This window comes from Enterococcus sp. AAFC-DPL-5182, assembly GCF_058216605.1.
Genome location: NZ_CM177101.1, coordinates 2,041,522 through 2,058,738, shown reverse-complemented (window position 1 = coordinate 2,058,738; position 17,217 = coordinate 2,041,522). Strand labels below are relative to the sequence as shown.

General features: G+C 38.0%; 15 protein-coding genes. 14 read left to right on the top strand and 1 reads right to left on the bottom strand.

The features are described from left to right. The first annotated feature begins 321 nt into the window (after positions 1–321). The 13 genes from pyrR (at position 322) to AC4BB7_RS09460 (ending at position 14,665) form a co-directional block, all read left to right on the top strand. Complete coding sequence (gene pyrR / locus AC4BB7_RS09520) at positions 322–879, top strand: bifunctional pyr operon transcriptional regulator/uracil phosphoribosyltransferase PyrR (RefSeq protein ID WP_086313234.1); 558 nt, start codon at positions 322–324, stop codon at positions 877–879. Positions 880–912: 33 nt separating this feature from the next. Continuing rightward, the gene (locus AC4BB7_RS09515; protein ID WP_490482860.1) at positions 913–2,199 is read left to right on the top strand and encodes a solute carrier family 23 protein; all 1,287 of its coding nucleotides are present in this window, start codon (positions 913–915) and stop codon (positions 2,197–2,199) included. Between the two features lie 146 nt (positions 2,200–2,345). Continuing rightward, positions 2,346–3,272: an aspartate carbamoyltransferase catalytic subunit gene (locus AC4BB7_RS09510; RefSeq protein ID WP_086313232.1), complete on the top strand. Its 927-nt coding sequence runs from the start codon at positions 2,346–2,348 to the stop codon at positions 3,270–3,272. Between the two features lie 9 nt (positions 3,273–3,281). Further along, the gene (gene pyrC, locus AC4BB7_RS09505; RefSeq protein WP_490482859.1) at positions 3,282–4,565 is read left to right on the top strand and encodes a dihydroorotase; all 1,284 of its coding nucleotides are present in this window, start codon (positions 3,282–3,284) and stop codon (positions 4,563–4,565) included. A 2-nt stretch (positions 4,566–4,567) separates the two neighbouring features. After that, positions 4,568–5,647, top strand: a complete 1,080-nt coding sequence (locus AC4BB7_RS09500; protein ID WP_086313228.1) for a carbamoyl phosphate synthase small subunit — start codon at positions 4,568–4,570, stop codon at positions 5,645–5,647. Then, positions 5,647–8,826, top strand: a complete 3,180-nt coding sequence (carB, locus tag AC4BB7_RS09495) for a carbamoyl-phosphate synthase large subunit (protein WP_490482858.1) — start codon at positions 5,647–5,649, stop codon at positions 8,824–8,826. Before AC4BB7_RS09500 ends, carB begins: the two co-directional genes overlap by 1 nt. Positions 8,827–9,087: 261 nt before the next feature. Beyond that, positions 9,088–9,870, top strand: a complete 783-nt coding sequence (locus AC4BB7_RS09490) for a dihydroorotate dehydrogenase electron transfer subunit (RefSeq protein WP_490482857.1) — start codon at positions 9,088–9,090, stop codon at positions 9,868–9,870. Then, positions 9,867–10,796, top strand: a complete 930-nt coding sequence (locus AC4BB7_RS09485; protein WP_086313222.1) for a dihydroorotate dehydrogenase — start codon at positions 9,867–9,869, stop codon at positions 10,794–10,796. Before AC4BB7_RS09490 ends, AC4BB7_RS09485 begins: the two co-directional genes overlap by 4 nt. Then, positions 10,793–11,512, top strand: a complete 720-nt coding sequence (gene pyrF, locus AC4BB7_RS09480) for an orotidine-5'-phosphate decarboxylase (protein WP_490482856.1) — start codon at positions 10,793–10,795, stop codon at positions 11,510–11,512. The genes AC4BB7_RS09485 and pyrF overlap by 4 nt, the downstream gene beginning before the upstream one ends. After that, positions 11,509–12,144, top strand: coding sequence for an orotate phosphoribosyltransferase (pyrE, locus tag AC4BB7_RS09475; RefSeq protein ID WP_490482855.1), 636 nt, complete (start codon positions 11,509–11,511; stop codon positions 12,142–12,144). Before pyrF ends, pyrE begins: the two co-directional genes overlap by 4 nt. A 177-nt stretch (positions 12,145–12,321) precedes the next feature. Beyond that, positions 12,322–13,023, top strand: coding sequence for a carbonic anhydrase family protein (locus AC4BB7_RS09470; protein ID WP_490482854.1), 702 nt, complete (start codon positions 12,322–12,324; stop codon positions 13,021–13,023). A gap of 14 nt (positions 13,024–13,037) precedes the next feature. After that, a complete protein-coding gene (locus AC4BB7_RS09465) occupies positions 13,038–13,928 on the top strand; it encodes a LysR family transcriptional regulator (RefSeq protein ID WP_490482853.1) in 891 nt (296 codons plus the stop codon). A 119-nt stretch (positions 13,929–14,047) separates the two neighbouring features. Then, positions 14,048–14,665: a hypothetical protein gene (locus AC4BB7_RS09460; protein ID WP_490482852.1), complete on the top strand. Its 618-nt coding sequence runs from the start codon at positions 14,048–14,050 to the stop codon at positions 14,663–14,665. Positions 14,666–14,731: 66 nt separating this feature from the next. Here AC4BB7_RS09460 and hisC read toward each other — a convergent pair whose 3' ends face one another. Continuing rightward, complete coding sequence (gene hisC, locus AC4BB7_RS09455) at positions 14,732–15,793, bottom strand: histidinol-phosphate transaminase (protein WP_490482851.1); 1,062 nt, start codon at positions 15,791–15,793, stop codon at positions 14,732–14,734. 216 nt (positions 15,794–16,009) lie between these two features. On the opposite strand from hisC, the gene AC4BB7_RS09450 reads away from it, so the two are divergent. Then, a complete protein-coding gene (locus AC4BB7_RS09450; protein WP_086313206.1) occupies positions 16,010–17,179 on the top strand; it encodes a pyridoxal phosphate-dependent aminotransferase in 1,170 nt (389 codons plus the stop codon). The last annotated feature ends 38 nt before the right edge of the window (positions 17,180–17,217 follow it).

Below are 17,217 nucleotides of genomic sequence, written 5' to 3'. Positions count from 1 at the left end.
TATCTAGGTGCGCCTAGAAAAAATCTGTGTGAACTGAATGGTATCTTTGTATAGATAAAAGATAAATTCAATCCTCCTATCCGAACACGGGTGGGAGGATTTTTTGTTTGCTGCGAATTGCTGTGAATCACGAAGAACAAAGTGATTCGATGATGAACAGTACTTGGCGAACGAAGTGAGCGAAGCTACTCCCAAAAACTCAACTACTTAAAATTGGAAAAGTCACACTATCACGTGAAAAAGAGCAAGCGTTCCGCCTTAAACGCTGAAACAGGAAGCTCATGAGGCAAATGAAAAACATTTTTTAGGAGGAGCAAAAAAATGCAAGGAAAAGAAGTCGTTGATGCAGTAACAATGAAACGCGCGCTTACTAGAATCACTTATGAGATTATCGAAAGAAATAAAGGAATTCAAGATATCGTTTTAGTGGGTATCAAAACCCGTGGTATTTACATTGCTCAAAGAATCGCTGAACGATTAAATCAATTGGAACACATTGAGGTTCCAGTCGGTGAACTGGACATCACTTTGTACCGCGATGATATGGACGGACAATCAATGAAAGAACGTTCATTAGAAGAACCTGAACTTCATTCATCCAATATTCCAGTTTCATTGGAAGGCAAAGAAGTGATCTTGATTGATGATGTGTTATTTACAGGACGAACGATTCGAGCAGCAATGGATGCTGTGATGGATTTAGGACGACCAAGAAAGATCTCATTAGCAGTTTTAGTCGATAGAGGACACAGAGAACTTCCGATCCGAGCGGATTATGTTGGGAAAAATATCCCTACTTCCATGGCAGAAGAAATCATTGTTGAAGTGGAAGAAAAAGATGGTGCAGATCGGATTTTGATTGCTAGCACTAAAGAATAAACAAATACAATAGCAAAGATAGGATAGGTTGAGATGACAGAAAAAGAATTTCGCAATGAAGAAGCAGTTTTAGATATTCACGATAAACCAAAGGCGGCACATTGGATCGGTTTAAGTTTACAGCATTTATTCACAATGTTTGGCGCAACAGTGTTAGTTCCGATTCTAGTAGGAATCGATCCAGGAATTGCCTTAGTTAGTTCGGGGCTTGGAACAATCGTCTATTTATTCGTAACGAAAGGGAAAATTCCAGCATATCTAGGAAGTAGTTTTGCCTTTATCGCTGCTATGCAGATGTTGATGAAAAGTGACGGCTACCCAGCAATCGCACAAGGTGCCATAACGACAGGACTGGTTTACTTGATTGTTTCCATCATCATCAGTAAAATCGGTTCGGATTGGTTAGATAAAATTTTACCGCCGATCGTAGTAGGACCTGTGGTGATGGTAATTGGATTAGGATTGGCTTCTAACGCAGCAAATAATGCCATGTTCAACAATGGAGAATACGATTTCAAATTCATTACAGTTGCACTTATTACACTTGGATTAACCATTTTTTATAACATGTTTTTCAAAGGTTTTCTAGGCTTGATTCCAATTTTGTTGGGCATCGTCAGTGGATATTTAGTTGCATTGTTATTCGGTATCGTCGATATTGAACCAATCAAAAATGCGGCTTGGTTTGCTATGCCGAATTTTGAAATTCCTTTTGTTCAATATCAACCGAAACTACATCTAAATGCAATTACAACGATGGCCCCAATCGCATTTGTCACAATGACAGAGCATATCGGACACTTGATGGTTTTAAATAAATTAACGAAACGAAACTTCTTCCAAGACCCAGGTTTATCCAAAACATTAATGGGTGATGGTGCTGCGCAAATCGTAGCAGGTTTGGTCGGTGGGCCTCCTGTCACAAGTTATGGTGAAAACATCGGAGTTTTAGCCATTACACGGGTACACAGTGTATTTGTGATTGCAGGTGCCGCGGTCTTTGCTGTAGGACTTGGGTTTGTAGGGAAATTAAGTGCAGTTATTTTGAGCATACCTGGCCCAGTTATCTCTGGTATCAGCTTTGTCTTATTCGGAGTAATTGCAGCGAGTGGATTGAAAATATTGATTGATAATCAAATCAATTTTGATAAGAAAAAGAATTTATTGATTGCATCAGTGATCTTAGTTATCGGTATCGGCGGTTTAGTCTTTAAACTTGATACCTTTGAATTATCATCAATGGCACTCGCGACAGTCTTAGGAATTATTCTAAACTTGATTTTACCTGAAACAGCACGCAGTGAAGAGAAGTCTAACTAGTGAAACGGAACGTTGTTACTATCGTTATCTAGCTTTAAGAGCTAGTCTCAAGGAAAAAAGATAGATTATAAATGAGGTTAAGAGCACCTCAGTCATATTTTTCTGTACGAGCTCTTACAGCTTTTAAAACAAGGAGGAATGAATGCATGATCATCACATCTGAACGTATCAGTTTAAAACATCTTTTAACAGTAGAAGTATTGAGTGATCAAGAAGTTATGGGCTTGATCCATCGTGCACAAGAATTTAAACAAGGAGCCACTTGGCAGCCTGAAAAAAAACAATACTTTGCAACAAACTTATTCTTTGAAAATAGCACACGAACGCATAAGAGCTTTGATGTTGCTGAGAAAAAGTTAGGAATCGAAGTGATTGAGTTTGAAGAAAGTATGAGCTCAGTGAAAAAAGGTGAGACACTTTATGATACAGTGCTGACAATGTCGGCAATCGGAGTTGATGTGGCAGTTATTCGTCATGGAGAAGAAAATTATTATGATGAACTGATCCAAAGTAAAACGATCCAATGTTCCATTATTAACGGTGGAGACGGCAGTGGACAACATCCCACTCAGTGCTTGTTGGATTTGATGACTATATACGAGGAATTTAAACACTTTGAGGGGTTGAAAATAGCAATTGTTGGAGATATCACGCATTCTAGAGTTGCAAAATCAAATATGCAAATGCTAAAACGGCTTGGTGCAACGATTTTTTTCTCAGGACCAGAAGAATGGTACGACAAACAATTTGAAGCTTATGGGCATTACATGCCTTTAGATGAAGTAGTTGAAACGGTAGACGTGATAATGTTGCTTAGAGTTCAGCATGAACGGCATGATGGGTCAGAACTATTTTCAAAAGAAGAGTATCATCAGGAATATGGTTTGACTGTTGAGCGGGCTAAACGACTTCAAAAACATGCTGTCATCATGCATCCAGCCCCTGTCAATCGTGATGTGGAACTGGCGGATTCTCTAGTCGAAGGGATTCAATCCAGAATCATTCAACAGATGAGCAATGGTGTTTATATGAGGATGGCAATTTTAGAAGCAGTATTACATGGAAAGGCATAGGTGAACAAAATGAAAACACTTATCAAAAATGGAAAAATCATTAAAAAAGATAATCAATTAATTCCAGCTGAAATTTGGATCGAAGATGGTAAGATCAGAGCAATTGGTGAAATGTTTGATGAAACGACTTTTGAAAAAGTATACGATGCAAAAGGCCAGCTGATCACACCGGGATTAGTAGATGTTCATGTTCATTTAAGAGAACCTGGATTTACGTATAAAGAAACGATTGAAACAGGGAGTAAATCTGCTGCTAGAGGCGGATATACAACAGTATGTGCTATGCCTAACTTGAATCCAGTTCCAGATACTGCCGAAAAATTAAAAGAAGTTTACGAGATCATCAAAAAAAATGCGGTGGTAAAAGTACTACAATATGCACCTATTACAGAAGAGTTGCGCAGCGAAACGTTAACAGATCAGAAAGCGTTAAAAGAAGTTGGCGCTTTCGCATTCACCAATGACGGTGTAGGGGTACAAACGGCTGGAACAATGTATCTTGCGATGAAAGAAGCAGCTGCGCTTGGCATGGCGATCGTGGCTCACACAGAAGATGAGTCACTGCTTTTTGGCGGAGTGATGCACGAAGGACAAATTTCTAAAAAATTAGGACTACCAGGAATTTTAAATTCGACAGAAGCCTCACAAATTGCTCGAGATGTCGTTTTAGCTGGTGAAACTGGCGTTCACTATCATGTTTGCCACGTTTCAACGAAAGAAAGTGTTCGGGTGATTCGTGATGCAAAACGGGCAGGCATTCATGTAACGGCAGAAGTTGCTCCCCACCACTTGATTTTGATTGATGAGGATATTCCGGAAGATAATGGTTTTTGGAAAATGAATCCCCCGCTTAGAGCAACAGCTGATCGTGATGCACTGATTGAAGGATTACTTGATGGTACGATCGATTGTATAGCAACCGATCATGCACCACATGGCTTAGAAGAAAAAGATCAAACATTCTTAAAAGCGCCCTTTGGAATCGTGGGAAGTGAAACTGCATTCCAGCTGATTTATACAAATTTTGTTGAAACAGGTAAATTTACTCTGGAGCAAGTCATCGATTGGATGGCTACAAAACCAGCTGAAATTTTTGGAATAGATGCCGGTACTCTTACAATTGGAGCGCCAGCTGATATAGCAGTTTTTGACTTAGAGTTGGAAGAAGCTATTGATGATAAAGACTTTGAGTCGATGGGTGTAAATACACCATTTGTCGGCTGGAAAGTTAAAGGAAATACATTAATGACTTTTGTTGATGGGCAATCAGCGTGGTCTAAGGGAGATGCATAAATTTGAAGCGACTATTGATACTAGAAGACGGAACCGTTTTTGAAGGAAAAGCATTTGGTGCAGAGGTCAATGTTGTTGGAGAAATCGTGTTTACAACAAGTATGACAGGCTATCAAGAAACGATCACTGACCAAAGTTTCAATGGTCAAATCATTACATTTACCTATCCAATGGTTGGGAATTATGGTGTCAATCGTGATGATTATGAATCAATCTCCCCAACTTGTAAGGGTGTAGTAGTAAAAGAGCATGCTCGACTTGCTTCGAATTGGCGTGCGCAAATGACGTTGGACGAATTTTTAAAAAGAAAAGGGATACCTGGAATTTCTGGCATTGATACTCGGGCATTAACAAGAAAACTTCGGTCTGTCGGAACGATGAAAGCTGGATTCATTGATGCTGATGATGATTTGACGCACGAATTTGATCAATTGAAAGCAACTGTTTTGCCTAAAAATCAAGTAGCACAAGTTTCCACGACTAAGCCATATCCGAGTCCTGGAATTGGGCGCAATGTAGTAGTGGTCGACTTTGGCTTAAAACATAGTATTTTAAGAGAATTGTCGAAACGTCATTGTAACTTGACTGTATTACCATACAACACAAGTGCTGAAACAATTTTAGAACTTTCTCCTGATGGCGTGATGTTGACAAACGGACCTGGAGATCCTAAAGATGTGCCAGAAGCAATTAAAATGATTCAAGAAATCCAAGGAAAAGTACCGATTTTCGGCATTTGCTTAGGGCATCAATTGTTTGCTTTAGCAAATGGAGCGGACACGTACAAAATGAAATTTGGTCATAGAGGCTTGAATCATCCAGTTCGAGAAATCGCAACTGGAAAAATCGATTTTACTTCACAAAATCATGGATATGCAGTAGATGAAAAAACTGTCGATCCTGAGAAATTGATGGTCACTCATGTGGAAGTAAATGACGGTTCAGTTGAAGGGGTGAGACATCGTCAATATCCAGCCTTCACAGTTCAGTATCATCCGGATGCTGCTCCTGGTCCGCATGATGGACTTCATTTGTTTGATGAGTTTATGGAATTAATGGATGCATGGAAGGAGCAAGACTAATGCCAAAAAGAACAGATATAAAGAAAATCATGGTCATCGGTTCAGGACCGATCATCATTGGTCAAGCTGCTGAATTTGATTACGCCGGTACTCAGGCTTGTCTTGCTTTGAAAGAAGAAGGCTATGAAGTTGTTTTGGTCAACTCAAACCCTGCAACGATCATGACAGATAAAGAAATTGCAGATCAAGTGTACATCGAGCCAATTACACTAGAATTTGTTTCTCGCATTGTACGAAAAGAGCGTCCTGATGCGTTACTTCCGACTTTAGGCGGACAAACAGGGCTGAATATGGCGATGGATCTTGCAGCGTCAGGTATTTTGGATGAATTGAATGTAGAGTTATTGGGGACAAAATTAAATGCCATCGACCAAGCTGAAGACCGCGATTTATTTAAGCAATTGATGGAAGAATTAGAGCAACCAATTCCTGAAAGTGAAATTGTTAACACCGTCGAACAAGCAGTAGCGTTTGCGAATACAATTGGGTACCCAATCATTGTTCGTCCAGCATTCACCTTAGGCGGAACAGGCGGTGGAATGTGCGATAATGAAGAAGAACTACGTATTATTGCTGAAAATGGGTTGAAGTTATCACCAGTGACTCAATGTCTGATTGAAAAAAGCATTGCGGGTTTTAAAGAAATAGAATATGAAGTGATGCGTGATTCTGCTGATAATGCAATCGTTGTTTGTAATATGGAAAATTTTGATCCTGTGGGAATTCATACAGGTGACTCGATTGTTTTTGCACCCAGCCAGACATTATCCGATCATGAATACCAAATGTTGCGTGATGCCTCTCTTAAAATCATTAGAGCATTGAAAATAGAAGGCGGCTGTAATGTTCAATTGGCTTTAGATCCTCATAGTTTCAATTATTATGTAATAGAAGTCAATCCACGTGTTTCCCGTTCGTCAGCGTTGGCGAGCAAAGCTACAGGGTATCCAATTGCTAAGCTCGCAGCCAAAATCGCTGTGGGACTTACCTTAGATGAAATGAAAAATCCAGTCACAGAAACAACCTATGCGGAATTTGAACCCGCCTTAGATTATGTTGTAGCTAAAATTCCCCGTTGGCCTTTTGATAAATTTGAAAAAGGTGAACGCCGTTTAGGAACTCAAATGAAAGCGACAGGGGAAGTTATGGCGATTGGTCGAAACATTGAAGAGTCCTTATTAAAAGCTGTCCGTTCACTTGAAATTGGCGCTTATCATAATGAGTTGAAGGAAATACAAGACGTTAGTGATGAATTATTGACTGAAAAAATTGTAAAAGCTCAAGATGATCGTTTATTTTACCTATCAGAGGCTATTCGAAGAGGGTTTACGATTGAAGATTTAGCTATGTTGACTAAAATCGATTTATTCTTTCTTGATAAATTGCTTCATATCGTTGAGTTGGAAACGTCCTTAGAGCAAAATATCAAGGATGTTGAGACATTGAAAGAAGCGAAACAGAATGGCTTTACCGATAAAAAAATTGCTGAGTTATGGCATATGAGTGAACAAGAGGTTGCTGATTACCGCCATGAGCAAATGATTCTGCCAGTCTATAAAATGGTAGACACTTGTGCGGCCGAATTTGAGTCTCAAACACCTTATTTTTATAGCACCTATGAGTTTGAAAATGAGAGTATTCGCTCTGAAAAACCATCAGTATTAGTTTTAGGTTCAGGTCCAATCAGAATCGGTCAAGGGGTCGAGTTTGACTATGCAACAGTTCATTCAGTCAAAGCAATTCAAGAAGCGGGTTTTGAAGCAATTATTATGAACAGTAATCCTGAAACTGTTTCAACAGATTTTTCAATTTCAGATAAACTTTATTTTGAACCTTTAACCTTAGAAGATGTCATGAATGTGATCGAATTTGAAAAACCAACAGGCGTTATTGTTCAATTCGGCGGTCAAACAGCAATCAATTTAGCTGAGCCATTAGTAAAACAAGGTGTCAAGATTTTGGGAACGTCGATCGAGGATTTAGATCGAGCTGAAAATCGAGACTTATTTGAACAAGCCCTACAGGCCTTAGATATTCCGCAACCACCAGGAGATACTGCTACGAGTGCTGAAGAAGCTGTAGCTGTGGCAAATAAAATTGGTTATCCAGTATTGGTTCGCCCAAGCTATGTACTAGGTGGACGAGCGATGGAAATTGTGGAAAATCAAAGAGATTTAGAAGATTACATGCGCAACGCGGTAAAAGCTTCACCAGAACATCCAGTGTTAGTTGATCGCTATCTCTTGGGGAAAGAGTGTGAAGTTGATGCGATTTGTGACGGTCAAACGGTCTTGATACCAGGCATCATGGAACATATTGAACGTGCTGGTGTTCATTCGGGAGATTCGATGGCTGTTTATCCTCCGCAAACTTTGTCAAACGACATTCAACAGATAATTGCAGATTATACTAAAAAACTTGCAATTGGATTAAATTGTATTGGTATGATGAATATCCAATTTGTAATCCATGAAGAGAAAGTTTATGTGATTGAAGTCAATCCACGAGCTAGTCGAACAGTCCCTTTTTTAAGCAAAATCACAGGAATTCCAATGGCTCAAATAGCAACGAAAGCTATTCTTGGTGAAAAATTAACGGATTTAGGCTATCAAAATGGTCTATATCCTGAGAGTCAGCAAGTACACATCAAAGCACCAGTGTTCTCTTTCACTAAACTTCAAAAAGTAGATACGTACTTGGGGCCTGAAATGAAATCAACTGGTGAAGTGATGGGTTCAGACTATAGTTTAGAAAAAGCATTATATAAGGCTTTTGAAGCTTCTGGACTTCATTTACCAAGTTTCGGAGCTGTCTTGTTTACAATTGCAGATGAAACAAAAGAAGAAGCGCTGGCTTTAGCAAAACGGTTCAATGAAATCGGTTATAGCTTGATTGCGACACAAGGTACTGCAAAATTTTTAACAGACAATGGTTTGTTGGTTAAAACAGTGCTTAAAATCAACCAAGGTGGAGAAACTGTACTTGATTTGATCCGAAGTGGTGAAGCTCAGGTTGTTGTGAATACGATGGATAAAAATCGTTCTGACCTAACTCAAGATGGATTTTTGATTCGTCGAGAAGCAGTAGAACATGGCGTTCCATTATTCACTTCATTAGACACAGCCGAAGCTATCTTAAAAGTTTTAGAATCACGAGCTTTTTCAACTCAGTCGATTTAAACTAAAGTGCTAGAGGCATAACACTACGAGTTATATGCTTGACTCAAGGAATCGCAATAAACGGTGGAAGCAGAAGCAACTCCTGTTAAAAGTAAGAGAGAATTCAAAAAAATTGAAAAGCACCGATTAGGAACCATTCAACATCAGAATTAAAAAATCCGTGTTTCTTGTCATTTTCGTGAATTCCCTCATATTTTTCGGAGTTAGACACTTCCGTCCACCCTCTTTTACTACAATAAAAGTTGCAAAGGAGCGGAATACATGAAACAGGAAATAATGACGATTACGTCTCAACAACAATTAGCACCTAGAATTTTCCAATTGACGTTAACGGGTGAGTTAGTCAATGAAATGGAAAAACCAGGTCAGTTTCTTCATATCAAAGTTCCACGAGCGGATATGCTTTTAAGAAGACCGGTCAGCATCAATCAAATTAATAAAGAAGACAAAACCTGTACAATCATTTATCGCACAGAAGGAGATGGGACTAAAATCTTCTCGGAACTTTCTGCTGGAGATACTTTAGATGTGCTAGGACCTTTAGGAAATGGATTTGATGTTGATTGTCTGTCTAGCGGTCAAAAAGCGTATGTCATTGGCGGTGGGATCGGCATTCCGCCACTGTATGAATTATCGAAACAATTGAAGCAAAAAGGCATTGAAGTTGTCCATTTTCTCGGTTATGCGTCAAAAGAAGTTGCGTATTTTCAAGAAGAATTTATGGCTTTAAGTGACACACGATTTGCAACAGATGATGGTTCTTTTGGCGTAGAAGGAAATGTCGGTAACCTGATACTAGAAGCTATTAAAGAAGAGCAACCTGACGCAGTGTATGCTTGCGGTGCTAATGGCATGTTGAAAATGGTTGCCCAAGTTTTTTCTGAAAATCCGAACGTTTTTCTTTCTTTAGAACAACGGATGGCTTGCGGAATGGGCGCCTGTTACGCTTGTGTATGTCATGTACCAGATGATGAAACTGGAACGAAAAGTGTCAAAGTTTGTGATGAAGGGCCGATTTTTAGAGCCAGTGAGGTGGTTTTATGATGCAAAATTCGTTAGCGATCAGTATTCCTGGTTTAGAATTAAAAAACCCAATCATCCCAGCTAGTGGTTGTTTTGGGTTTGGTGAGGAATATGCTAAATATTATGATCTTAGTAAATTAGGTTCAATCATGGTCAAAGCAACAACACCCAAGGCGCGCTTTGGAAATGCAACCCCAAGAGTGGCAGAAACACCTAGCGGTATGCTAAATGCAATTGGTTTACAGAATCCAGGTTTAGATGTAGTGATGCAGACTAAACTTCCAGCTTTAGAGGCCTATGATTTACCAATTATTGCCAATGTTGCTGGGGCCTGTGAAGAAGATTACGTAGAAGTTTGTAGTAAAATTGGTGATGCTCCTAATGTTAAAGCAATCGAATTAAATATTTCGTGTCCAAATGTAAAACATGGCGGTATTGCCTTTGGGACTGATCCGGATGTTGCGTTTCAATTAACACAAGCTGTAAAAAAAGTGGCCAAAGTTCCGATTTATGTGAAACTTTCTCCCAATGTGACAGATATTGTGCCAGTTGCACAAGCAATCGAAGCAGGAGGTGCTGATGGCTTTTCGATGATCAATACACTACTAGGAATGCGAATCGATTTAAAAACTCGCCGTCCAGTCCTAGCCAATCAAACAGGAGGGTTATCAGGTCCTGCAATCAAGCCTGTTGCTATTCGATTGATTCATCAAGTTTCTCAAGTATCCAATCTGCCGATCATTGGTATGGGTGGTGTACAAACGGTAGATGATGTATTAGAAATGTTTATGGCAGGAGCAAGTGCTGTAGGAGTAGGAACGGCTAATTTTACAGATCCTTATATTTGTCCTAAATTGATCGATGCTTTGCCTAAAAGAATGGCTGAACTTGGTATTGAATCATTAGAGCAACTAATCAAAGATGTTAGGGAGGGAAAAAATCAATGAGTCAACGACCGATCATCGCTTTAGATTTTCCTTCAAAAATTGAAGTAGAAACCTTTTTAGACAAGTTTCCTAAGGAAGAGTCATTATTTGTAAAAGTTGGAATGGAACTATTTTATCAAGAAGGACCAGAAATAGTTCGTTGGTTAAAAGCATTGGGGCATTCTGTTTTTCTTGATTTGAAATTACATGACATTCCTAATACTGTTGAAAAATCAATGGTTGGTCTTGCAAAACTTGGTGTCGATATCACCAATGTACATGCAGCTGGCGGGATCAAAATGATGAAAGCGGCTATGGCAGGACTAAAAAAAGGGACGAGAAATGGTGCGAAGATTCCGATTTTGATTGCTGTAACACAACTTACTTCAACAAGTGAACAAGAAATGCAGCACGATCAATTGATTGAAGTTCCATTAAAAGATAGTGTGATTCATTATGCTAAGTGTACAGAGACAGCGGGGCTAGATGGGGTTGTTTGTTCTGCATTAGAAGCCCAAGACATCCATCAAGCAACGAGTGAGTCTTTTGTTTGTTTAACACCTGGTATACGCTCAAGCGGCAGCGAGGTAGGAGATCAACAACGTGTAGTGACACCGACAGATGCAAGAAAAATTGGTTCGACATATATTGTAGTAGGACGACCAATAACTCAAGCAAAAAAGCCATATGAAGCATATCTATCAATAAAAAATGAGTGGAATGGAGAAAATAAATGACCGAATTAGCTAAAAAAATTGCCAAGGATTTACTAGAAATTGAAGCAGTATTTTTAAGTCCAAATGAGCCTTTTACTTGGGCTAGCGGCCTTAAAAGTCCGATTTACTGTGATAACCGTATCACAATGAGTTATCCAGTTGTGCGTAAAGATATCGCTAAAGGATTAGCAGAAAAAATCAAAGAAACATATCCAGATGTGCAAGTTATTGCGGGAACAGCAACTGCGGGAATTCCTCATGCAGCTTGGGTTGCGGATATTTTAGATCTGCCAATGGTTTACATCAGAAGCAAAGCTAAAGAACATGGAAAAGGAAATCAAATCGAAGGTCGAATTTTTAAGGGGCAAAAAATGGTTGTGATCGAAGATCTGATTTCAACTGGCGGTAGTGTCCTTGAAGCAACAGACGCGGCAAAACGTGAAGGAGCAGACGTTTTGGGTGTCGCTGCAATATTTACCTATGAATTACCGAAAGGCAAAGAAAAATTTGCAGAGCAAAAGATGGACTTACTTACATTAACGAATTATTCAACTTTGATTGAAGCTGCTTTGGAATCGAATTATATCGAGGACAATGATGTTACACTATTAAAAAACTGGAAACAAGATCCTGAAAATTGGTTAAATAAATAGTTAAAAATATAAAAGTGTAATTTTTGATAAGAATCAAAAGTTATACTTTTTTATTGATAGATGGCTGTATTCAGGTGTGTTATACTTTGATAAAATACAAAGCAGCGGTTGAAAATTGACTGTTTATAGTAATTAGTATAAAGTTATTTAAACAATAAAATCAAAAGGTGGGGTTTGATGAAAAATATTCGAAATATGGACGTAGAATGGGGATATGAAGGTGAGCTTGGTCCTGAACATTGGCACACGCTTTGTGATTGGTTTTCAACCGGCGCGAAATATCCTTATCAATCGCCAATCAATTTGTCAAAAAACTTAATCAATGGAGACTCTACGAATAGAGAGATTGATTTTTTTTATAAAACAGAAGAATTTACTGAAAAAGAATTTAAAAACACGTTTCATTTCATTCCACCAAATACAGAGAGCTATGTGGTTTTTGAAGATGAAAAATATTATTTAACAGACATTCACTTTCACACACCAAGTGAGCATACATTTGATGGAGAACATGCTCCACTGGAATTCCATCTTGTTCACATGAATAATTCTGGTGATAATTTAGTTGTGGGTTGCTTATTTACGATTACGAAAGATGACAATAGGTTTTCAAAAAAACAAACCACACTGGAATGGAATTCTGAAACCCATCAACAATGGTTTGATCCTTCGATCTTTTTACCAGAACAAAAATCACATTTTCATTATTTAGGTTCATTAACGACACCACCAACAAAAGGACCTGTCCATTGGTTTGTTTTCGATTCTATTCAGAAAATGGATCAAGATTTTTTTGAGCGGATCGATGAAGGCATGCTGCCATTTAATAATCGCCCAGTCCAAGCGTTGAATGGACGTAAAATCTATTTTTCTGAATAAGACGGAGGGCATCTATGAATATTCAACAGATGAAATACGTTGTAGCTGTTGCAAATAATGGTAGTTTTAGAGAAGCTGCAAAAAAACTTTTTATCACACAACCAAGTCTTTCTAACGGTATTCGTGAATTGGAAGAAGAAATCGGTGTAACTTTATTTATTCGTACCAATAAAGGTGCTTCATTGACTGAAGAGGGGTTGACCTTTTTAGAACATGCGGAAAAAATTTTGACCCAAATGGACATAATTGAAAATCGTTATCAAGAAGTGACGAAGAGTGAACGTTTTTCGATTTCATCTCAGCATTATGATTTCTTAGGAGAAGTAATGGGCAAAGTCATCCAGCAATTCAAAGACCAGTATAAAAACTTTCGGGTTTTTGAAACAACAACTCTAAAAGTGATCGAAGATGTAAAAAGTTATCACAGTGAACTGGGAATCATTTATTTAAATAGTCAAAATCAATCTGGAATCGAACGATATTTAGAACAAGCAAATTTAACATACGAGGTTGTTGGAAGCTTTAAAACCCATATTTTTCTTGGCAAAAACCACCCTTTAGCGAAACAAAAGGAGATAGAGTTAGAACAACTATGCTGCTATCCTCAAGTTCGATTTACACAAGAAGGGAGTAATTTTGCTTATTTTTCAGAAGATTTAATTGAAAATCAGGAGCAAGAAACAGTGATCTATACAAATGATCGAGGGACGTTGATGAATTTACTTGTAGAGACAGATGCGTATGCATCAGGATCGGGTGTAGTGACTGGATTTACGAAAAAAGAAATTAGGTTAGTCCCTTTAGCAGAAAGTACGAATAATAAAATCTGTGTCCTTTATCAAAAAAATCGTACCATCAGTACAATTGGTCAATTTTTTATGAAAGAATTAAAACAGCTGTTTTGAAATACACAAAGATTTTGTCTAAGCATAGAGAGTAGCTTACAACCTTCTAAGTTGAGTGAATAAGAGAACGATAGTGTTTTATAAGGACAATAAAGAGATCAGAAAAAGGAGAGCATCAAGTGAAAAGGAATAAAGTTGGGAAAACTTTCATTATTTTAGGGTTAGGTCTTCTCTTAACAAGTTGTGCTACAGTTGAAAAAAATAGTAAACAAGTGACAAATACAGAAAAAACTGAACAGAAAAAAGCCCCTGCAAAATCAAAAAATGAATCATCCACTAAAGCTAGTAGTGAGGATGAGACTGAAGAAATCATTGAGACTGAAAATGGTACTTTTTCTGTTTCCTTGCCTGATGGCTGGGTAGAAATAGACCCAACGGAATTAAACGATGATGCAGATGTTGGGTTAGAACATGAAGACAAAATGATGTATGTTGCTGTTTTAAGTGAATCAAAAGAAGACTACGATGGTTTTGAAGGATTTAAAGAAGTGACAGAATTTCCGGTAGAGGTCGAAGAAGAGACAGAAAAACCGATTGATCTTAACGGCTGGAAAGGAACTCGTCGTTTAATGACCGCTAAGATGGATGGCCTTAGATTCTACTATGTGTATGATCTAGTAGAATCAGATGCAGGACATTATGCTCAGAGAATGGCTTGGACAATGAACAGCAAAAAGAAAAAATATGGTAAAGAGTTGGAAAATATGTTGGATTCTATAAAAGATGTAACAAATTAATCCTATTGTTATATAAGAAGGAGGTTGGGGTGTGACTTTTAGAGTTACATCCCAACCTCCGTTCTTTCAGTTATTCTTTGTATCTTTAACAAAACGATTTAGTAACTGATTCACGGCTTCCATTTCATTTTGCGTACCAATCGAAATGCGTAAATAATTGTTCAGCCGTTTTATTTTTGGAAAGTAACGAACAAAGATATCGTGTGCTTCCAAGTAAAGATAAAGCTCCTTTATTATCAAATCAGGATGCGTTATCAGCACAAAATTTGTTTTGGAAGCCAATGAGGAAAAGCCTGATTTTTCAATATTTTTCGAAAACCAATCTCTCGTTTCACAAATGTCTTTAGTTATTCCTGCATAATACGCTTCATCTTCGACAGCAGCAGTAGCTAGATCTTCCGCTAACATATCAACAGAATAGGGATTAAATGATGACTTGATACTTTCTGCAATTTGAATATACGCTGGATTGCCAATGGCATAACCAACTCGTAACCCTGCTAAAGAATTTGCTTTTGAAAAGGTTCGAATAATAATCAGATTTGGGTATCTATCTAAAAGTGAGAGGGCAGACTGACCAGCAAAGTCAATGTACGCTTCATCGATGATCACGATAACGTCTTGATTGTCCTTTAATAAATGTTCGATTTCTTCAAGAGGTTTGAACAAACCTGTAGGTGCATTTGGATTGGCTATGATGATACCGCCGTTTAGTTGTGTATAGTCTTCCTCGACTAGCTCAAAATTATTGTTTAGCGGCACCTCTTTGAATGGAATTTGAAATAAATCAGCCCAAACTTTATAAAAGCCATAAGTAATATCTGGAAACAAAATAGGATCAGAGCTATTGAAAAAAGCGAGAAAGCAAAAAGCTAAGACTTCATCTGAACCATTACCAATTAAAAAGTGATCAGGAGATAGATTATGTTTCGCACTTAAAGCCTTTTTTAAAGAGAGGTTATCAATGGAACTATATCGTTTCAATCGTTCAACATCGAAATTTTTTAAACTCTCTGCTACTTTTGGAGAAGGTGGATAGGGATTTTCATTGGTGTTTAACTTGATCATATCAGAATAATTCGGTTGTTCTCCCGGAACATAGGGTGTGATTTTTCTAATGCCTTTCATCTGGTTCTCTCCCTTCATTTCACTTAACTATAAAGAAGAGAAGAAAGTTTCGCAAGAGGAAAATGTGAATTTGGGGAGAAAAAATCTAAAATTGAAATACAAATTTCATTTTAGGCTGACTTGTGCTATGATAGTTCCATTAAGAAAAATACAAAATGAGAGCACAACTATTTTAATTATCGTCGATTTGGCGATTAGATAAGAGGGGATGGTTTGATGGATTTAACAAAAAGATTTAACAAGCAAGTAGGAAAAATCGCTGTTTCGATGATTCGCCAATTTGATGAGCAGGTGACAGATATCGAAGGGATCATAAAACTTACTTTAGGAGAACCAGATTTTAATACCCCTGAACATGTAAAAACAGCTGCCCATGATGCGATCAATGCTAACTTTTCGCATTATTCAGGCATGGCAGGATTGACGGATGTCCGTGAAGCAGCTACATTTTTTATGAAAGAAAAATATGGTGTCAGCTATCAACCAGCTTCTGAAGTTTTGGTAACAGTAGGAGCCACTGAGGCGATTTCAGCTAGTTTATTATCTATTTTGGAACCTGGTGATAAAGTCTTGATGCCTGCCCCAATCTACCCTGGATACGAACCTGTAATTACATTGGCTCAAGCAGAACCTATTTATATTGATACGACCTCAAACCATTTTGTGTTGACACCTGCAATGATTGAAGCAGCGATGTTAGAGCATGGTGATCAAGTCAAGGCAATTATTTTAAACTATCCAAGTAACCCAACTGGCGTAACGTACAACCGTGAAGAAGTTCAAGCAATTGCAACTGTATTGAAAAAGTATCCGATTTTCGTAATCAGTGATGAGATATACAGTGAATTGACATACGAAGATCAACATGTATCAATCGCTGAGTTTATTCCTGAACAAACGATTTTGATTAATGGTTTATCAAAGTCACATGCAATGACTGGTTGGAGGATTGGCTTTATTTTTGGTCCAGAGAAATTAATTGCTGAAATAATCAAAGTACATCAATATTTGGTTACAGCTGCGTCTACCATTTCTCAAAAAGCTGCGGTCAGAGCATTAGTTGAAGGGATGAACGATGCTGCAGTGATGAAAGAAGAATACCGTGAACGTCGAGATTTTGTTTACGAACAAATGACTTCTTTTGGTTTTGAAGTTGCTCGACCTAATGGAGCATTTTACATTTTTGCTAAAATTCCTTCTGGGTACGAACAAGATTCGATGAAATTTTGTGTGGATTTAGCTCAGCAACAAGCAGTAGCAATTATTCCAGGAGTTGCATTTGGTAAAGAAGCACAAGGGTACGTTCGAATTAGCTATGCAGCTGATATGGCTACCTTAAAAGAAGCAATGAGAAGAATAGGAACATATATTAAAACGAACAGTTAAGCGAGCAATCGCCTAACTGTTTTTTTGCCTAAACAAAA

Bases quoted from the DNA above. Each gene is read 5' to 3' on its own strand.
- pyrR (WP_086313234.1), top strand. From the start codon at position 322: ATGCAAGGAAAAGAAGTCGTTGATGCAGTAACAATGAAACGCGCGCTT.
- AC4BB7_RS09515 (WP_490482860.1), top strand. From the start codon at position 913: ATGACAGAAAAAGAATTTCGCAATGAAGAAGCAGTTTTAGATATTCAC.
- AC4BB7_RS09510 (WP_086313232.1), top strand. From the start codon at position 2,346: ATGATCATCACATCTGAACGTATCAGTTTAAAACATCTTTTAACAGTA.
- pyrC (WP_490482859.1), top strand. From the start codon at position 3,282: ATGAAAACACTTATCAAAAATGGAAAAATCATTAAAAAAGATAATCAA.
- carB (WP_490482858.1), top strand. From the start codon at position 5,647: ATGCCAAAAAGAACAGATATAAAGAAAATCATGGTCATCGGTTCAGGA.
- AC4BB7_RS09490 (WP_490482857.1), top strand. From the start codon at position 9,088: ATGAAACAGGAAATAATGACGATTACGTCTCAACAACAATTAGCACCT.
- AC4BB7_RS09485 (WP_086313222.1), top strand. From the start codon at position 9,867: ATGATGCAAAATTCGTTAGCGATCAGTATTCCTGGTTTAGAATTAAAA.
- pyrF (WP_490482856.1), top strand. From the start codon at position 10,793: ATGAGTCAACGACCGATCATCGCTTTAGATTTTCCTTCAAAAATTGAA.
- pyrE (WP_490482855.1), top strand. From the start codon at position 11,509: ATGACCGAATTAGCTAAAAAAATTGCCAAGGATTTACTAGAAATTGAA.
- AC4BB7_RS09470 (WP_490482854.1), top strand. From the start codon at position 12,322: ATGAAAAATATTCGAAATATGGACGTAGAATGGGGATATGAAGGTGAG.
- AC4BB7_RS09465 (WP_490482853.1), top strand. From the start codon at position 13,038: ATGAATATTCAACAGATGAAATACGTTGTAGCTGTTGCAAATAATGGT.
- hisC (WP_490482851.1), bottom strand. From the start codon at position 15,793: ATGAAAGGCATTAGAAAAATCACACCCTATGTTCCGGGAGAACAACCG.
- AC4BB7_RS09450 (WP_086313206.1), top strand. From the start codon at position 16,010: ATGGATTTAACAAAAAGATTTAACAAGCAAGTAGGAAAAATCGCTGTT.